Origin of the sequence: Sphingomonas changnyeongensis (assembly GCF_009913435.1) — a bacterium.
Taxonomy (GTDB): domain Bacteria; phylum Pseudomonadota; class Alphaproteobacteria; order Sphingomonadales; family Sphingomonadaceae; genus Sphingomonas_B; species Sphingomonas_B changnyeongensis.
The window spans coordinates 2513672-2529917 of sequence record NZ_CP047895.1; the positions used below are offsets into that span (position 1 = coordinate 2513672).

General features: G+C 69.8%; 11 protein-coding genes and 3 pseudogenes. 9 read left to right on the forward strand and 5 right to left on the reverse strand.

What is annotated here, in order from left to right:
• The first annotated feature begins 103 nt into the window (after nt 1-103).
• Nucleotides 104-1726 (forward strand): NAD(P)/FAD-dependent oxidoreductase, encoded by a 1623-nt coding sequence (locus tag GVO57_RS12370; RefSeq protein WP_160593434.1) that lies wholly within the window; start codon nt 104-106, stop codon nt 1724-1726.
• A gap of 22 nt (nt 1727-1748) precedes the next feature.
• Here the strand turns inward: GVO57_RS12370 and GVO57_RS12375 are convergent, their stop codons facing one another.
• Together GVO57_RS12375 and GVO57_RS12380 are read right to left on the reverse strand one after the other, a co-directional pair.
• Nucleotides 1749-2684, reverse strand: coding sequence for a hypothetical protein (locus tag GVO57_RS12375; RefSeq protein ID WP_160593436.1), 936 nt, complete (start codon nt 2682-2684; stop codon nt 1749-1751).
• Nucleotides 2671-3048, reverse strand: a complete 378-nt coding sequence (locus GVO57_RS12380; protein WP_160593438.1) for a hypothetical protein — start codon at nt 3046-3048, stop codon at nt 2671-2673. The genes GVO57_RS12375 and GVO57_RS12380 overlap by 14 nt, the downstream gene beginning before the upstream one ends.
• A 178-nt stretch (nt 3049-3226) precedes the next feature.
• On the opposite strand from GVO57_RS12380, the pseudogene tyrS reads away from it, so the two are divergent.
• The 7 genes and pseudogenes from tyrS to GVO57_RS12415 all read left to right on the forward strand — a co-directional run bounded on the left by tyrS (nt 3227) and on the right by GVO57_RS12415 (nt 10155).
• A pseudogene (gene tyrS, locus GVO57_RS12385) lies at nt 3227-4467 on the forward strand (tyrosine--tRNA ligase).
• 143 nt (nt 4468-4610) lie between these two features.
• A complete protein-coding gene (locus GVO57_RS12390; RefSeq protein ID WP_160593440.1) occupies nt 4611-5594 on the forward strand; it encodes an alpha/beta hydrolase in 984 nt (327 codons plus the stop codon).
• Nucleotides 5591-6058: an RNA pyrophosphohydrolase gene (locus GVO57_RS12395; RefSeq protein WP_160593442.1), complete on the forward strand. Its 468-nt coding sequence runs from the start codon at nt 5591-5593 to the stop codon at nt 6056-6058. The genes GVO57_RS12390 and GVO57_RS12395 overlap by 4 nt, the downstream gene beginning before the upstream one ends.
• Nucleotides 6059-6353: 295 nt before the next feature.
• The gene (locus tag GVO57_RS12400; RefSeq protein ID WP_160593444.1) at nt 6354-7559 is read left to right on the forward strand and encodes a hydrolase; all 1206 of its coding nucleotides are present in this window, start codon (nt 6354-6356) and stop codon (nt 7557-7559) included.
• Nucleotides 7556-8578, forward strand: coding sequence for an arginine N-succinyltransferase (locus GVO57_RS12405; RefSeq protein WP_160593446.1), 1023 nt, complete (start codon nt 7556-7558; stop codon nt 8576-8578). The genes GVO57_RS12400 and GVO57_RS12405 overlap by 4 nt, the downstream gene beginning before the upstream one ends.
• Nucleotides 8575-9822, forward strand: coding sequence for an N-succinylarginine dihydrolase (locus GVO57_RS12410; protein WP_160593448.1), 1248 nt, complete (start codon nt 8575-8577; stop codon nt 9820-9822). The genes GVO57_RS12405 and GVO57_RS12410 overlap by 4 nt, the downstream gene beginning before the upstream one ends.
• A gap of 111 nt (nt 9823-9933) precedes the next feature.
• A complete protein-coding gene (locus GVO57_RS12415; protein WP_160593450.1) occupies nt 9934-10155 on the forward strand; it encodes a hypothetical protein in 222 nt (73 codons plus the stop codon).
• 27 nt (nt 10156-10182) lie between these two features.
• Here GVO57_RS12415 and GVO57_RS12420 read toward each other — a convergent pair.
• The 3 genes and pseudogenes from GVO57_RS12420 to GVO57_RS12430 form a co-directional block, all read right to left on the reverse strand.
• Nucleotides 10183-11800, reverse strand: a pseudogene (locus GVO57_RS12420) (phytoene desaturase family protein).
• A gap of 8 nt (nt 11801-11808) precedes the next feature.
• A pseudogene (gene alaS, locus GVO57_RS12425) lies at nt 11809-14462 on the reverse strand (alanine--tRNA ligase).
• A gap of 247 nt (nt 14463-14709) precedes the next feature.
• Nucleotides 14710-15153, reverse strand: a complete 444-nt coding sequence (locus GVO57_RS12430) for a glycine zipper 2TM domain-containing protein (protein WP_160593452.1) — start codon at nt 15151-15153, stop codon at nt 14710-14712.
• 137 nt (nt 15154-15290) lie between these two features.
• On the opposite strand from GVO57_RS12430, the gene GVO57_RS12435 reads away from it, so the two are divergent.
• Complete coding sequence (locus GVO57_RS12435; RefSeq protein WP_160593454.1) at nt 15291-16244, forward strand: aspartate carbamoyltransferase catalytic subunit; 954 nt, start codon at nt 15291-15293, stop codon at nt 16242-16244.
• The last annotated feature ends 2 nt before the right edge of the window (nt 16245-16246 follow it).

Below are 16246 nucleotides of genomic sequence, written 5' to 3' on the forward strand. Positions count from 1 at the left end.
AGCAGCGCCCGGAGCGTCGAGGCCAGAGCATCGGGACCGGAGCCTGCGGCTCCGCGCAGGGCCGGGATTGGCCTTTGCCCCCCATGGCCGTAAAGCGCGGGCGATGATCCGCCTGTCCGGCCTTGCCCTTCCGCTCGACCATCCGCCCGAGGCGCTGCCCGAGGCGATCTGCGCCCGCCTGGGCATCGACCGTGCGCGCCTGCGCGACGTCAGCCTGTTCAAGCGCGGCAACGACGCCCGCAAGCGCAGCGCGATCAAGCTGGTTTACACGGTCGATGTGACCGTCGACGACGAAGCGGCGCTGCTTGCCGCCCATCAGGGGGACAAGGACGTCAGGCCGACGCCCGACATGACCTATCGCCCGCCGGTCACCGCGCCGCCGGGCTGGGCGGGCCAGCGGCCGGTGGTGATCGGCGCGGGGCCGTGCGGGCTGTTCGCGGGGCTGATCCTGGCGCAGATGGGGTTCCGCCCGATCATCGTCGATCGCGGCAAGATCGTGCGCGAACGCACCAAGGACACCTGGGGCCTGTGGCGGCGCGCGGTGCTCGACACCGGCAGCAACGTCCAGTTCGGCGAAGGCGGGGCCGGCACATTTTCGGACGGCAAGCTCTATTGCCGGGTCAAGGATCCGCGCTTTCTCGGCCGCAAGGTGCTGGAAGAGTTTGTCCGCGCGGGCGCGCCTGACGACATCATGTGGCAGGCCCATCCGCATATCGGCACCTTCCGCCTCGTTTCGATGGTCGAGGCGATGCGCGCCGAGATCGAGCGGCTGGGCGGCGAATATCGCTGGCAGACGCGGGTCGATGATCTGATCCTCGACCGCAGCGCCGACGGCGGCATGCGGCTGCGCGGGCTGGTGCTCGACAGCGGCGACACGCTTCTGGCCGATCATGTCGTCCTCGCCGTCGGCCACAGCGCCCGGCCGACCTTTGAAATGCTGCACGCAGCGGGCGTGCACATGGAGGCCAAGCCGTTTGCGATCGGCGTGCGCATCGAACACCCGCAGGGCTGGATCGACGAAGCGCGCTATGGCCGCTGCGCCAAGCACCCCGATCTGGGGGCGGCGGCCTATGCGCTGGTCCATCATGCCCGGAACGGCCGCAGCGTCTATTCCTTCTGCATGTGTCCGGGCGGGCGCGTGGTGGCGGCGACCAGCGAAGAGGGCCGCGTCGTCACCAACGGCATGAGCCAGTATAGCCGGGCCGAGTTCAACGCCAACTCCGGCCTGGTGGTGCCGATCGAGCCGGAGCGGGATTTTCCCGGCGGGCCGCTGGCCGGGATCGCGCTGCAGCGGCAGCTGGAGGATGCGGCCTTTGCCGCAGGCGGGCGCAATTACAACGCCCCGGTGCAGCGGGTGGAGGATCTGCTCGCCGGGCGCGCCTCGACCGCGATCGGACAGGTGATCCCCAGCTACAAGCCCGGCGTCACCCCGACCGACCTGTCGCACTGCCTGCCCGATTATGTGATCGAGGCGTTTCGCGAGGCGCTGCCGGTGTTCGGCCGCCGGATCGCGCGCTACGACCATCCCGATGCGATCATGACCGGGGTGGAAACGCGCACCTCATCGCCGGTGCGCATCACCCGGGGTGATGATCTGCAGAGCCTCAACGTCGCCGGGCTGTATCCGGCGGGCGAAGGTGCCGGCTATGCCGGCGGCATCCTGTCGGCAGCGATCGACGGCATCAAGGTGGCCGAGGCGGTGGCCAGGGGACTGACCAGCGCCTGAGGCAGGGCTCAGGGCGCGGGGCTCAGGACGCGGGGCGCGGCAGGCCGCAGGCGGCGATCACGCCTTTGACCAGTTCAGGCTTGGCGGTATCCTGAACCTTACTGCTGTCAAGGATCACCTTTATCGCGGCCAGACATTCATGCACCGCACGGGTCGGCGCGCTTTCGCGCAGACCCTGGGTCATGTTCTGCGCGGCAACGCCGGTTGAAAAGGTGTTGCCCAGCCGCAGCGACGCGCCATCGACATTGCCGCTCGAATCGCCGTTGAACGTGCCATAGACCGACAGGGCATCGGTCTTTGCATCGCCCGTCTGCTCACTGCGCTGGGCAAGCAGCGTGCGCAGCCGCCCGCGCGCCTCCTCGACCTGGCGGGCGGTCGTGGCATTTTCGCCTTCCAGCCTGGTGATTTCGGCCCCGAGCGCCTGGGCATCGAGCTTCGTCACGCGGTCGACCCGCGCCTGCAGCTGCACGCGCTCGGCGTCTTCGGTGGCTGACAATGGCGCGGTAGCGGCTGCGGCGGTCAGCGCGGCCAGCCGCGCCTGATCGGTCGCCAGCAGCTTTATCTCGGCCACGCTTGCCGCCAATGCGGCCTTCCGCCGTGCCCGCTCGTCGATCGCGCGCACGCCCTCCTCGATCGCGCGGGTTTCAGCAGCGATGCGCTGATCATCGACCTGGCGCAGCCCGCTGATCTCGCTTTTGCCGTTGATCGGCAGCACATTGTAGCTGACGCCTGAACATTGCTGCCCTGCCGGGCACTGCTTGGCGACCGCGACCGGGACATAGGCCGCATCAAGCGCCCTGAAACCGATGGTGACATCAAGCCCCGGCGCATCGGGCGCGCCCGATTTCACCCCCAGCCCGAATTGCTTGGCCGATGAATAGACGAGCGGCGCCTGCTCCATCGCGGCACAGCCGCCAAGCAGCGCCAGCAGCGCAATCGACACTTTATTGCGTGGCATCCCCTTGTTCCCCCAATGTTTTTTCGTCAGTTGCAACACAGATGTCGGGCCGCCCGGCGATCAGTTCGCGCCATTGGCGCGCCTCGGCCGGATCGGCCGGCAGCCGGAAAATCACCACGCGGCAGTCATCGACGCCGCGTCCCCTGACCGCATGTTCGCGCGCCCAGCCAAGCACCAGCCCGCCGCTGGCCCAGCCCAGGCCCAGCACCTCGGTGCGCGACACGATGAGGCCCGGTGCCGCCGGATCCGCGACCGGCCCCAGATGCGCATGGCGGCGCACGCCCGATCCATCCTCGATCCGCACAAATGTGCAGCCACCGGCCAGCGCCGCCGTCAGGATCAGAAGGCCGAGTCGCCACTGCAATGCTGCTGTCCCCCGCCGCCGATCTTGGCAGCTTGCTGCACCATTGCAAACATCAACTGACGACCCGCCGGGGCAATGCTGACGCGGCGGCCGGTTCGTCTCAGCGCCGCCATGCCCGGACACATCGCCGCCCGCCCCCCATGACACCCGCGCCCGGCTTCGCTATGCGGCGGGGACCATGACCGAATATGCGTCCGATCTCCTCCGCCTGCTCGCCGCGCGCGGCTATATCCACCAGCTGACCGATGCCGCGGGCCTCGATGCGCTTGCGGCAAAGGGGTCGTGCCCGGCTATATCGGCTTTGATCCGACCGCGCCTTCGCTGCATGTCGGCAGCCTGGTGCAGATCATGCTGCTGCGCCGCCTGCAGCAGACCGGGCACAAGCCGATCGTCCTGATGGGCGGCGGCACCGGCAAGATCGGCGATCCAAGCTTCAAGGACGAAGCGCGCAAGCTGATGACCGACGAGGTCATCGCCGCCAATGTGGCCAGCATCAAGCGGGTGTTCGAACGTTTCCTGACCTTTGCCCCCGAGGGCGAGGCGGGCGGGCCGACCGATGCGATCATGCTCGACAATGCCCAGTGGCTCGACGCGCTCGAATACATCCCCTTCCTGCGCGAGATCGGCCAGCATTTCTCGGTCAACCGGATGCTGAGTTTCGATTCGGTGCGGCTGCGGCTGGAACGCGAACAGTCGCTGTCGTTCCTCGAGTTCAACTACATGATCCTCCAGGCCTATGATTTCCTGGAGCTTTCGCGCCGCGCCGGGTGCCGCCTGCAGATGGGCGGATCGGACCAGTGGGGCAACATCGTCAACGGGATCGAGCTGGCGCGGCGGATCGACGGCACCGAAGTCTATGGGCTGACGACGCCGCTGATCACCACCGCCGATGGTGGCAAGATGGGCAAGACCATGTCGGGGGCCGTCTGGCTGAACGAGGATGCGCTGCCTGCCTATGATTACTGGCAGTTCTGGCGCAACACCGACGACCGCGATGTCGGCCGCTTCCTGCGGCTGTTCACCGACCTGCCGCTCGACGAGATCGCCCGGCTGGAGGCGCTGGAGGGCGCGGAGATCAATGAGGCGAAGAAGATCCTCGCCAATGAAGCGACCGCCATGTGCCGCGGCCGTGCCGCCGCTGAGGCGGCGGCGGACACCGCAAAGCGGACGTTCGAGGACAATGCCGCCGGCGATGCCCTGCCCAGCCACGCGGTTCCCGGCGGGACGATCGGCATTGTCGACGCGCTGGTCGCGCTCGGCCTGTGCGCGTCGAAGGGCGAGGCGCGGCGGCTGATCAAGGGCGGCGGCGCGCGCATCGACGGCGCGAAGGTCGAGGATGAGGCGCTGGTCGTGACCCTTGGCGATCAGCCGGTGCGGGTGTCGGCAGGCCGCAAGCATCACGGGCTGCTGACGCGCTGACCGGCGCCGCAGCCCCCTTCCCTTGACGTGAACGACAGGCCGGGCAAGGTCATCGCCGCAGATGGCCGGCCCGGCGATTTGCAGGTGCAACGAGAACAGGCCCAGCGTCAGGCTGGCCCGCCAGGAACAGGGATGCCCCGCCAATGACCGACACCGCCCCGCCCGCTGCCGACAGCGCACCGTTCGTGCGCCCCGATGTGGCGGCGTTCCTGCAGTTTCTGAACGCCATCCCCGGCCCGCGCATGCACGAACAGGATCCGCCGACCGCGCGCGCCGCCTTCCTGATGATGAAGGATGTCGCCGATCTGCCGGCGGGCGATCTGGCCGTGCGCCGTGACCTGGTGATGCCCGGCCCAGCCGGCGATATCCGGCTGAGGCTGTACGATGCCCGCGCCGAACGCGCGCCCGGCCCGGTGATGGTGTTCTTCCATGGCGGCGGCTTTGTGATCGGCGATCTCGACAGCCATGACGGCTTTTGTGCGGAAGCGGCGCGCGCGCTCGACCTGCCGGTGGTCGCGGTCGATTACCGGCTGGCCCCGGAACATCCGTTTCCGGCCGCCCCCATCGATTGCGAAGCGGCGGCGCGCTGGATCGCGGCCAGCCCGGATCTGCTCGGCCGCGAAGCGACCGGGCTGGTGCTGGCGGGCGACAGCGCCGGCGGTAATCTGACGATCGTGACCGCGCTCGCGCTGCGCGACCAGCCGGCGGCGGTGCCGGTGATTGCCATGTGGCCGATCTATCCGGTGGTCGATGACGGCGCGGCCTATCCGTCGTTCCGCGCCTTTGCCGACGGGTTCCTGCTGACCGGAGACAGCATGCGCTGGTTTTCCGACCATTACCGGGCGGCGGCGGGCGATGCGCGCAACACGCCGATCCTGGCCGATCCGGCGGGGCTGCCGCCCTGCCTGATCATCACCGCCGGGCTCGATCCGCTGCGCGACCAGGGCCGCGCCTATGCCGGGCGGCTGATCGCGGCGGGGGTGCCGACCAGCTACCGCGAGGCGCGCGGCAACATTCACGGCTTCATCACGCTGCGCAGGGCGATCCCCTCGGCCGCCGATGATTGTGCCGGCTGTTTCGCGGTGCTGCGCGCGATGATCGCCGAGGCGATGGGCAAGGCCGCATGACCGACCTGCCCTACCGTCCCTGTGTCGGCGTGATGCTGGTCAATGCCGACAATCTCGTCTTTGTCGGCCAGCGCATCGATACGACGCTCGATGCGTGGCAGATGCCGCAGGGCGGCATCGATCCCGGCGAGGATCCGGCGGCCGCGGCACTGCGCGAACTGGGCGAGGAAACCGGCGTCGCCGCCGATCTGGTGCGCATCGAGGCACAGTCGCGCGCGCCGCTCGATTATGATCTGCCGCCCGATCTGCAGGCGCGGGTGTGGGGCGGCCGCTATCGCGGGCAGCGCCAGACCTGGTTCCTCGCCCGCTTTCTGGGCGCGGACGCCGATATCGACATCGCCACCCCGCACCCGGAGTTCAGCGCCTGGCAATGGGTGGCGCCGGCGCGGCTGCCCGAACTGATCGTGCCGTTCAAGCGCGCGCTCTATGAAGCAGTGCTGGCGGAGTTCGCGCCGCTGCTGTGAAGGGGTTTGCGGCGCGGGGAGTGTTTGTTGCGCGCCTCTCGGCGCGGGGGCGGTGTGTTTGTGCTGCGCCTTACGGCGCAGGGCGGCACCGGCCCGCTCCCCCACCCGGCCTCCCATATGATACTGCCGTTGGGAGGCCGGGTGGGGGAGCGGGCCGGTGCCGGTCTTCCCAATTCACAAACCCCCGGTGCCGTTCTTCCTAGACGAACACACCCGGTGCCGGTCTTCCCAATCGACACCCCCGGCAACACCGCCCTGTGTTGGCGCGGCGCATTTCCCCGGCTAGACAGCGGGCATGGCATTATCGAACAGCGAACGGGCCGCGTGCGAGGCCGCCGCGGCGGCGCCGCTTCTCGACCAGACCCTCGCCTGGGCGGCGATCAACAGCGGATCGCGCAACCTTGCCGGGCTGAAGACGATGGCCGCCATGCTGGCCGATGCCTTTGCCGCGCTGCCCGGCACGGTCGAGCTGGTGCCGCCTGATCCGGTCGAGGCGGTGGGCGCGGACGGCAGCATCGCGGGCATCGCGCACGGCGATCATCTGCTCGTCACCGTCCGGCCCGATGCGCCGGTGCAATTGCTGTTCACCGGCCATTACGACACGGTGTTCCCGGTCGATCATCCGTTCCAGACCGTCACGTTTCTGGACGATGGCCGGGTGAATGGTCCGGGGGTTGCCGACATGAAGGGCGGGATCGCGCTGATGCTCGCCGCCCTGACCGCGGTCGAGGCGTCGCCGCTTGCGCCCCGGTTCGGCTATCAGGTGCTGATCGACAGCGACGAGGAGGTTGGCTCCCCCTCCTCCGCCGCGCTGATCGCGCGCGTCGCGGCGGGCAAGGCTGCGGCCTTCACCTATGAACCCGCTCTGCCCGACGGGACGCTGGCGGGCGCGCGCGGCGGCAGCGGCAATTTCTCGTTCATCATCAGCGGGCGCAGCGCCCATGCCGGGCGCAACCCGGAAGACGGGCTGAACGCCGTGCTCGCCGCCGCCGATCTGGCGCTGCGGCTTGAGGCGGCGGCGGGCGACGGCCTGTCGGTCAACCCGGCGCGGATCGAAGGCGGCGGGCCGAACAATGTCGTGCCCGATCACGCCGTGCTGCGCGTCAATCTGCGCCCGCGCACCCCGGCCGATCAGGCGCGCGCGCAGACTGCCATCGATGCCGCCGTCGCCGCCGTCGCCGCCGCGCGCGGGGTCGGCATCCATGTCCATGGCGGGTTCGGCCGCCCGCCCAAGCCGATGGACCCGGCGGCCGAGCGGCTGTTCATGCTGGTCAGGGACTGCGGTGCCGATCTGGGGCTCACCATCGGCTGGCGCGCGACCGGCGGGGTGTGCGACGGCAACAACATCGCGGCCACCGGCGTCCCCGTCATCGACACAATGGGAGTGCGCGGCGGCGCCATTCACAGTGCGGAGGAATATTTGATCCCGGAATCGCTGCCCGAACGGGCGATGCTGTCAACGCTCGCCGTGATGCGGCTGATCGAGCGGGGCCGCGCATGACCTATGTGCTGCGCCCCGCCGCCGCCGGCGATCTGGCCGCGCTCTATGAAATGGCCAAGCTGACCGGCGGGGGGTTCACCAACCTGCCGCCCAACCGCGACACGCTGACCGCCAAGCTCGAACGCTCGGCGGCCGCACTTGCGCGGACCGAGGACCGGCATGTCGACGATCTGTTCGTCATGGTGCTTGAAAACACCGCCACCGGTCAGGTGCGCGGCACCTGTCAGATCTTCACGATGGTCGGCCAGCACTGGCCCTTCTATTCCTACCGGCTTGGCACGCTCACCCAGGTGTCGAAAGAGCTGAACCGCACCTTCCGCGCCGACATGCTGACCCTGTCGACCGATCTGGAAGGCGCAAGCGAGGTCGGCGGGCTGTTCCTCCACCCCGGCGAGCGCGCGGGCGGGCTGGGGCTGCTGCTCGCGCGCAGCCGCTATCTGTTCATCCGCCAGCATCGCGCCCGGTTTTCGGACCGCACGCTCGCCGAGCTGCGCGGCGTGATCGACGAGGCCGGCGGCTCGCCCTTCTGGGACGGGCTGGCGGGCAAATTCTTCGGCATGAGCTTTCAGGAGGCCGATGAGTTCAATGCCGTCCATGGCAACCAGTTCATCGCCGATCTGATGCCCAAGACGCCGATCTACACGGCCATGCTGCCCGAAGCGGCGCGGCAGGTGATCGGCGTGCCGCACCCGACCGGGCGGGCGGCTATGCGGATGCTGGAGCATGAAGGCTTCACCCATGACAGCTATGTCGACATTTTCGACGGCGGGCCGACGATGGTCGCGCAGACCGACCGGATCCGTTCGGTGCAGGATGCGGTCGATTCGCGGATCGCGCGCATCGGCCCGGTGGGAGGCGGCGAGGTCCGGCTGGCAGCGGCCGGGCGGCTGATCGATTTCCGCGCCGCCTATGCGCGGATCGAGACGCTGAGCGGCGGGGAAATCGCCATCGATGCCGAGGCCGCGGCGATGCTCAAGGTCGGCCTGGGCGACACCATCTGCCATGTGGGGCGGCAATGAGCCTGAGGGAAATCAACTTTGACGGGCTGATCGGCCCCAGCCATAATTATGCCGGGCTGAGCCTTGGCAACCTCGCCTCGGCGCGCAATGCCGGGCAGGCCAGCCATCCGCGCGCCGCCGCGCTGCAGGGGCTGGCCAAGATGCGCCACAATCTGCGCCTCGGCCTGCCTCAGGGGCTGCTGCTGCCGCATCCCCGCCCCGACCGCGACTGGCTGGCAACGCTCGGCGCGTCGATGGCGAGCGCTGCCCCGGTGCCGGCCTGGGCGCTGTCGGCCTCGGCGATGTGGACCGCCAATGCGGCGACCGTCTCGCCCGCCCCCGACACCGGCGATGGCCGCTGCCATCTGAGCGTCGCCAATCTGCTGACGATGCCGCACCGCAGCCATGAATGGCCGCACACGCTCGCCCAGCTGCGCATCGCCTTTGCCGATCCCGCCTTTTGCGTGCACGGCCCGGTGCCGGCCCCGTTCGGTGACGAGGGTGCGGCCAATCACATGCGGCTTGCGCCCGGCCATGACGCGCCGGGGGTCGAGGTGTTCGTCTATGGCCGCTCGGGCGGGCCGTTTCCGGCGCGCCAGCACCGCATCGCCTGCGAGGCGGTGGCCGCGCATCACCGGCTCGATCCGGCGCGCACGCTGATCGTCGAACAGTCCGAAACCGCGATCGCCGCCGGCGCGTTCCACAATGACGTGGTCGCGGTGGCCGACGGGCTGACGCTGTTCGCGCATGAACTGGCCTTTGCCGACCGCGATGGCTTCTACGCCGATCTGCGCCGGCTGCTGCCCGATGTGCGCATCGTTGAGGTGCCGGCGGCCGAGGTCAGCCTTGCCGATGCCATCTCCTCCTATCTGTTCAACGCCCAGCTGGTGACCCTGCCGGACGGCGGCCAGGCGCTCATTCTGCCAACCGAGGCACGCGACACGCCGGCGGTCGCCGCCTATCTGGCGCGGCTGACGGCGGGCAACGGCCCGATCCGCCAGGCGCTGTTCGTCGATGTCCGCCAGTCCATGGCCAATGGCGGCGGCCCGGCCTGTCTGCGCCTGCGCATCGTCGCCGATCCGGCGCGGGTCGATCCGCGTTTCATGCTGGATGACAGCAGGATCGACCGGCTGGCGGCGGTCGTCAGCGCGCACTGGCCGGAAACCATCGCGCCCGACGCCATCGGCGATCCGGCGCTGCACGCGCGGATCGAGGCGGCGCGGGCGGCGCTGCTTGCCGAACTCGATTTGGCGGGTGCGCTGTAGGCGCGGCCGGACAGGCTGGAAAAGTGTCGGGTTAACTGACAGTTTACCATGACGCCCGCGCGAGAAATGGCGGATTTCCGTGGCTGGCCCGGCACTTGCTAGGAACACGCCATGGGACAGAAGATCCGCCGCCTGTTCACGATCAAGACGCGCTTTGAGGCGTTTCTGGTGATTTTCGGCCTCGCCCAGGGCGCGACCTGGCGTGGGGTGCATTATCTGGATGTCTATCCGGGTCCGGCCGGCTGGCTGCTGTTCGGGGCCTGTTCGCTGGCCGTGTTCATCGCCGGCGGGATGATCCTCGACAGCCTCGCCCTGCGCCGCGCGCTCGCCTGACCGCGCCCTACCGGCCCGACCGGCGCTCTACCAGCCGCGCAGCACCTCGCGCGCACAGTTATGGCCGGGCGCGCCGGTGACGCCGCCGCCCGGATGGGTGCCGGCCCCGCACATCCACAGATTGCGCAGCGGCCCGCGATAGCTGCCATGGCCGAGCACCGGCCGCGCCGCCCAGAGCTGATCAAGGCTCATCCGGCCATGGAAGATGTCGCCGCCCGCCAGCCCGAACCGCGCCTCGAGATCCGCCGGGCTGAGCGCCATCCGCGCGATCACGAGCGAGCGGAAGCCGGGGGCGAAACGCTCGACCGTGTCGATGACATGATCGGCCGCCCGCTCGCGCTCCGCCGCCCAGTCGCGCCCGCCCGGCAGGCTGGGGGCGAATTGCTGGCAGAACAGGCTCGCGACATGCGCGCCGGACGGCGCAAGGCTGTCGTCGAGCAGCGACGGGATCAGCATTTCAACGACCGGCCGCGCCGACCAGCCGGTCGCGCGCGCATCGCGATAGGCGGCGTCCATATAATCAAGGCTGGGGGCGATCACGATGCCGCTCGCCAGATGCGGGCCGGGCTCGGGCAGGCAGGCAAAGCGCGGCAGGCCGGACAGGGCGACATTCATCCGGAAGGTGCCGGAGCCGACCGCATAGCCGCGCATTGCCCGCGCGAACGCCGGCGGCAGATCCTCCGGCGCGACCAGCCGGTCGTAAAGCAGCTTTGGCCCGACATTGGAAATCACGTGCCGCGCGCGCAGCTCGCGCCCGTCGGCCAGCCGCACGCCGACCGCCCTGGCCGCGCCGTCCTTCCCGGCGTCGGTCAGCACGCGGGCGACCGGGGCATCGGTTTCGATCTCCACCCCGGCGGCGCGGCAGGCGGCGGCCATGGCGGCGGTGATCGCGCCCATGCCGCCCAGCGCATGGCCCAGGCCCGCGCTCGCCCTCCACCTCGCCGAACACATGGTGCAGCAGCACATAGGCGCTGCCCGGGCTGTCGGGGCTGGCATAATGGCCGACGATGGAATCGAAGCCGAGCGCGGCCTTGATCGCGTCGCTCTCGAACCAGCTGTCGAGAAACTCGCGCGCCGAACGGGTGAAAATGGCGAGCAGATCGCGCTGCGTCTCGCGGTCGAGCCGCGCCATGCCCCAGCCCTGCATGACCAGCCGGATCAGGCTGTCGAGCCCGCCGCCCGCCTCGGGCGGGGTCTTGAGCGCCAGCGCACGCAGCACATCGGCCACCCGTTCGAGCGCCGCCAGATAGGCGGGATAGGCCATGGCGTCGCGCGCGGAGAAACGGGCAATGGCCGCCTGGGTGCGCGCCATGCCGCCGCCCATCACCAGATGCCGCCGGTCGTCGAGAGCCAGGAAGTTGGCGACCGGCCGCATGACGATGCTCAGGCCATGCGCCTTCAGCGCCATGTCGGCGATGATCTGCGGCTGGAGCAGCCCGACCGTGTAGCTGGCGACCGAGTTGCGGAAACCGGGGTGGAACTCCTCGGTCACCGCCGCGCCGCCGACGATCGGGCGCGCCTCGACCACCCGCACCGACAGGCCGCCGCGCCGCAGATACCAGGCGCAGACCAGCCCGTTATGCCCGCCGCCGATGATCAGCGCATCGACAGGCGGCGTGCGGCCGGCAGAAAGGCCGCCGGCCACCACCCGGCTCAGGCGCTGACCGCCATGCCGGCGAGCGCCGCGCGCACCGCCGCCACCGCCGCATCGGCGCTGGCCCCGTCCGGCCCGCCGCCCTGCGCCATGTCGGGACGGCCGCCGCCGCCCTGCCCGCCCAGCGCCGCCACCGCCTCGCGCACCAGCGCGACCGCGTCGATCCGGCCGGCAAGATCGGCGGTGACGCCGACCGCGACCGAAGCCCGCCCGTCATTGACCGCGACCAGCGCCGCAACGCCGGAGCCGAGCCGCGCCTTCAGATCGTCGACCGCGCCGCGCAGCCCCTTGGGGTCCAGCCCCTCGACCACCTGGCCGATAAAGCCGTGCCCGCCGACCTGTTCCGGGCCGGGTGCTGTGGCACCGCCGCCCCGCCGCCCAGCGCCAGCGCCTTTTTGGCCTCGGCCAGTTCGCGCTCGAGCCGGCGGCGCTCGTCGATCAGCGCGGCGACGCGCGCCGGCACCTCGTCGGGCGCGGCCTTGAGCGCCGCCGCCGCCTCGCGCAGCCGCTCGTCGCGCTGCGCCAGCCACAGCCGCGCCGCCTCGCCGGTCAGCGCCTCGATCCGGCGGACGCCCGACGACACCGCGCTTTCCGACACGATCTTGAACAGCGCGATATCGCCGGTGGCAGTCACATGGGTGCCGCCGCACAGCTCGACCGAATAGGCCGAACGGCCCATGGTGAGCACGCGCACCTCATCGCCATATTTCTCGCCGAACAGCGCCATCGCCCCGGCGGCGATCGCGTCTTCAGGCGTCATCAGCCGGGTCGAGACCGCCTCGTTATGGCGGATCTGCGCGTTCACATCGGCCTCGATATCGGCGATCTCGGCCGCGCTCAGCGCTGCGGGGTGCGAGAAATCGAAGCGCAGCCGGTCGGGCGCGACCAGCGAGCCTTTCTGCGTCACATGGCCGCCCAGCCGGCGGCGCAGCGCGGCATGAAGCAGATGGGTGGCGCTGTGATTGGCGCGCACCTGATCGCGGCGGACGGCATCGACCGACAGATGGACGGTATCGCCGACCGCGACCGCCCCCGCCTCCACCCGCAGATGATGGGCATGCAGCCGCCCAAGCGGCTTCGACGTGTCCTCGACCCGGCCCGACAGACCCTTGTCGGAGGTGATGGTGCCGGCATCGCCGGCCTGGCCGCCGCTTTCGGCATAAAAGGGCGTCTGGTTGACGAGCAGCAGCACCTCGTCGCCCGCCTCCGCGCGGTCGACCGGCTGGCCGTCACGCACCAGCGCGACCACCTGGCCCTCGCCCTCGGTGCCGGTGTAACCGATGAACTCGGTCCCGCCATGCGCCTCGGCCAGGTCGAACCACACCTCTTCGGATGCCTTGGCGCCCGAGCCTTTCCATGCCGCGCGGGCGGCCGCCTTCTGCTCGGCCATCGCCGCATCAAAGCCGGCGCGGTCGACGCCCAACCCCTGGGCGCGCAGCGCATCCTCAGTCAGGTCATAGGGGAAGCCATAGGTGTCGTAGAGGCGGAAGGCGACCCCGCCCGGCAGCGTCTGGCCCGGCGTCATGCCGGCCACCGCCTCGTCGAGCAGCTTCAGCCCCTTGTCGAGCGTCTGGCGGAAGCGCGTTTCCTCCTGCTCCAGCGTCGCCTCGATCAGCGGCTGGGCACGCACCAGTTCGGGATAGGCAGCGCCCATTTCGGCGACCAGCGCCGGCACCAGCCGGTGCATCAGCGGGTCCTTCGCGCCCAGAATATGGGCATGGCGCATCGCCCGGCGCATGATCCGGCGGAGCACATAGCCGCGCCCCTCATTGGCCGGCAGCACGCCGTCGGCGACCAGAAAGCCCGATGCGCGCAGATGATCGGCGATCACCCGGTGGCTGGCGAGCGCCGCGCCCTCGGCCGGGGTGGCGGTGAGCGCGGTCGACGTGCCGATCAGCGCGCGGAAGGTGTCGGTGTCATAATTGTTGTGCACGCCCTGCATGACGGCGGCGATGCGCTCCAGCCCCATGCCGGTGTCGATCGACGGGCGCGGCAGATCGCGGACGATCTGATTGTCCTCCTGCTCATGCTGCATGAACACGAGGTTCCAGATCTCGACGAACCGGTCGCCATCCTCATCCGGGCTGCCCGGCGGGCCGCCGGGGATGTGTGCGCCGTGATCGTAGAAGATTTCCGAACACGGGCCGCACGGGCCATTGTCGCCCATCGCCCAGAAATTGTCCTTGGTGGCGATGCGGATGATCCGGTCATCGGGCAGCCCGGCAATCTTCTTCCACAGCCCAAAGGCTTCGTCGTCGGTGTGATAGACGGTGACGCACAGCCGGCTCGGGTCCAGCCCCCATTCGCGCGTCACCAGCCCCCAGGCGAGCGTGATCGCGCGTTCCTTGAAATAATCGCCGAACGAGAAATTGCCCAGCATCTCGAAAAATGTGTGATGCCGCGCGGTATAGCCGACATTGTCGAGATCATTGTGCTTGCCGCCCGCGCGCACGCATTTCTGCGACGACACCGCCGTCGAATAAGGGCGCGTTTCCAGCCCGGTGAACACGTTCTTGAACGGCACCATGCCCGCATTGACGAACATCAGCGTGGGGTCGTTCTGCGGCACCAGCGGCGCAGACGCGATGCGGGCGTGCCCGGCGGCCTCGAAATAGTCGAGGAAGGAGCGGCGGATGTCGTTGGTCGCGGTCATGCACCGCGATGTAAGCGAGGACCGCCGCGCGCTCAACTGCCGTGGTTGGGAATGGGGTGATTGGGTCGGGTCGCGGGGGGGGGGCGTGTTTGTGCTGCGGCTCGCGCCGCAGGGGCGGCCCCGGCCCGCTCCCCCACCCGGCCTCCCAACGGCAGGTTACGCTATGGGAGGCCGGGTGGGGGAGCGGGCCGGGGCCGCGACAAACCAAAACTCCCGGTGCCGCGGCCACACCACCCCCGCCTCCCGCTCAGCGGCAGCGGTCCGAGCGGTCGACCTCGCGGCCGAGCAGCGCGCCGCCTGCGGCACCCAAGATCGTTCCGACCGCCCGGTTGCGGCCGCCATCGACCGCCCGGCCGAGCAGCGCGCCCGCCGCACCGCCCAGGATCGCGCCAGTGGTGCCGCTGTCGCGGCGGCAGCGCTGGCCGGCCCAGGCGCGGCGGTCGCGCCGATCCCAATCGCGGCCTTCCCAATCGCGCCCGGCCCAGCGCCGGTCATTCCAGCGGCGATCGTCCCGGCGGCGGTCGGCGCGCCAGTCGCGGTCATCGTCCCAGTCGCCCCGATCCCAGCCGGACCGGTCCCAGCCCGCACCTTCCCAGCCGGCCAGCTGCACGCCCGGATCGGCAGCGGCCGGCGCGGCGAGCGCCGACAGCCCGAGGCCCGCAGTGGCGATCATGAGGATCAGTTTGCGCATCGTCGGTTCCTTGTCCGAAAAGTTCATGACGGCCTTGTGCCCGATCCTGTCTGAACGGGCTTTGATCGCGCCGTTCATCTGGCGAACAGCTGCGCCCGCAGGTGACGCGGTGCGTTGGCGGCGCTATCAGCGCGGCCATGTCCGCCCTTTTCTTTCCGCACCGCCATCTGCTCGGCATCGCCGGCCTGCAGCCGCACGAGATCGGCTTTCTCCTCGACGAGGCCGAACAATGGGTGGCGATGAACCGCGCCACCCAGAAGCATGACAACCGGCTGAACGGGCTGACGCTGATCAACGCCTTTTTCGAAAACTCCACCCGCACGCTGCTGTCGTTCGAAATCGCCGGCAAAAGGCTGGGTGCGGACGTGGTCAACATGCACGCCGCCCAGTCGAGCGTGAAGAAGGGCGAAACGCTGATCGACACGGCGATGACGCTCAATGCGATGCGCGCCGACATGATCGTGATCCGCCATGCCAGTTCGGGGGCGGTGCAGCTGATCGCCGACAAGGTCGACTGCCCGGTGCTGAACGCCGGCGACGGGCGGCACGAACACCCGACCCAGGCGCTGCTCGACGCGCTGACGATCAGGCGGCGCAAGGGCCAGATTGCCGGGCTGGTGATCGCGATCTGCGGCGATGTGCTGCACAGCCGCGTCGCCCGGTCGAACATCCTGGCGCTGACCGCGCTCGGCGCCGATGTGCGCGTCGTCGCGCCGCCGACGCTGATCCCGCCCGATCTCGACCGGATGCATGTCGCCCGATTCACCGACATGGATGCCGGGCTGGACGGCGCCGATGTGGTGATGATGCTGCGCCTCCAGACCGAACGGATGGCCGGCGGCTTCGTGCCGTCGCTGCGCGAATATCACGCATTCTGGGGGCTGACGCCCGAACGGCTCGCCCGCGCCAGGCCCGATGCGCTCGTCATGCATCCCGGGCCGATGAACCGGGGCGTCGAGATCGCGTCGAGCGTCGCCGACGATCCGGCGCGCTCGGCGATCACCGAACAGGTCGAAATGGGGGTGGCGGTGCGCATGGCCTGCCTTGATGTGCTGACGCGCCGCGCGCGCGGGATGGAGGGCTGGGCATGACG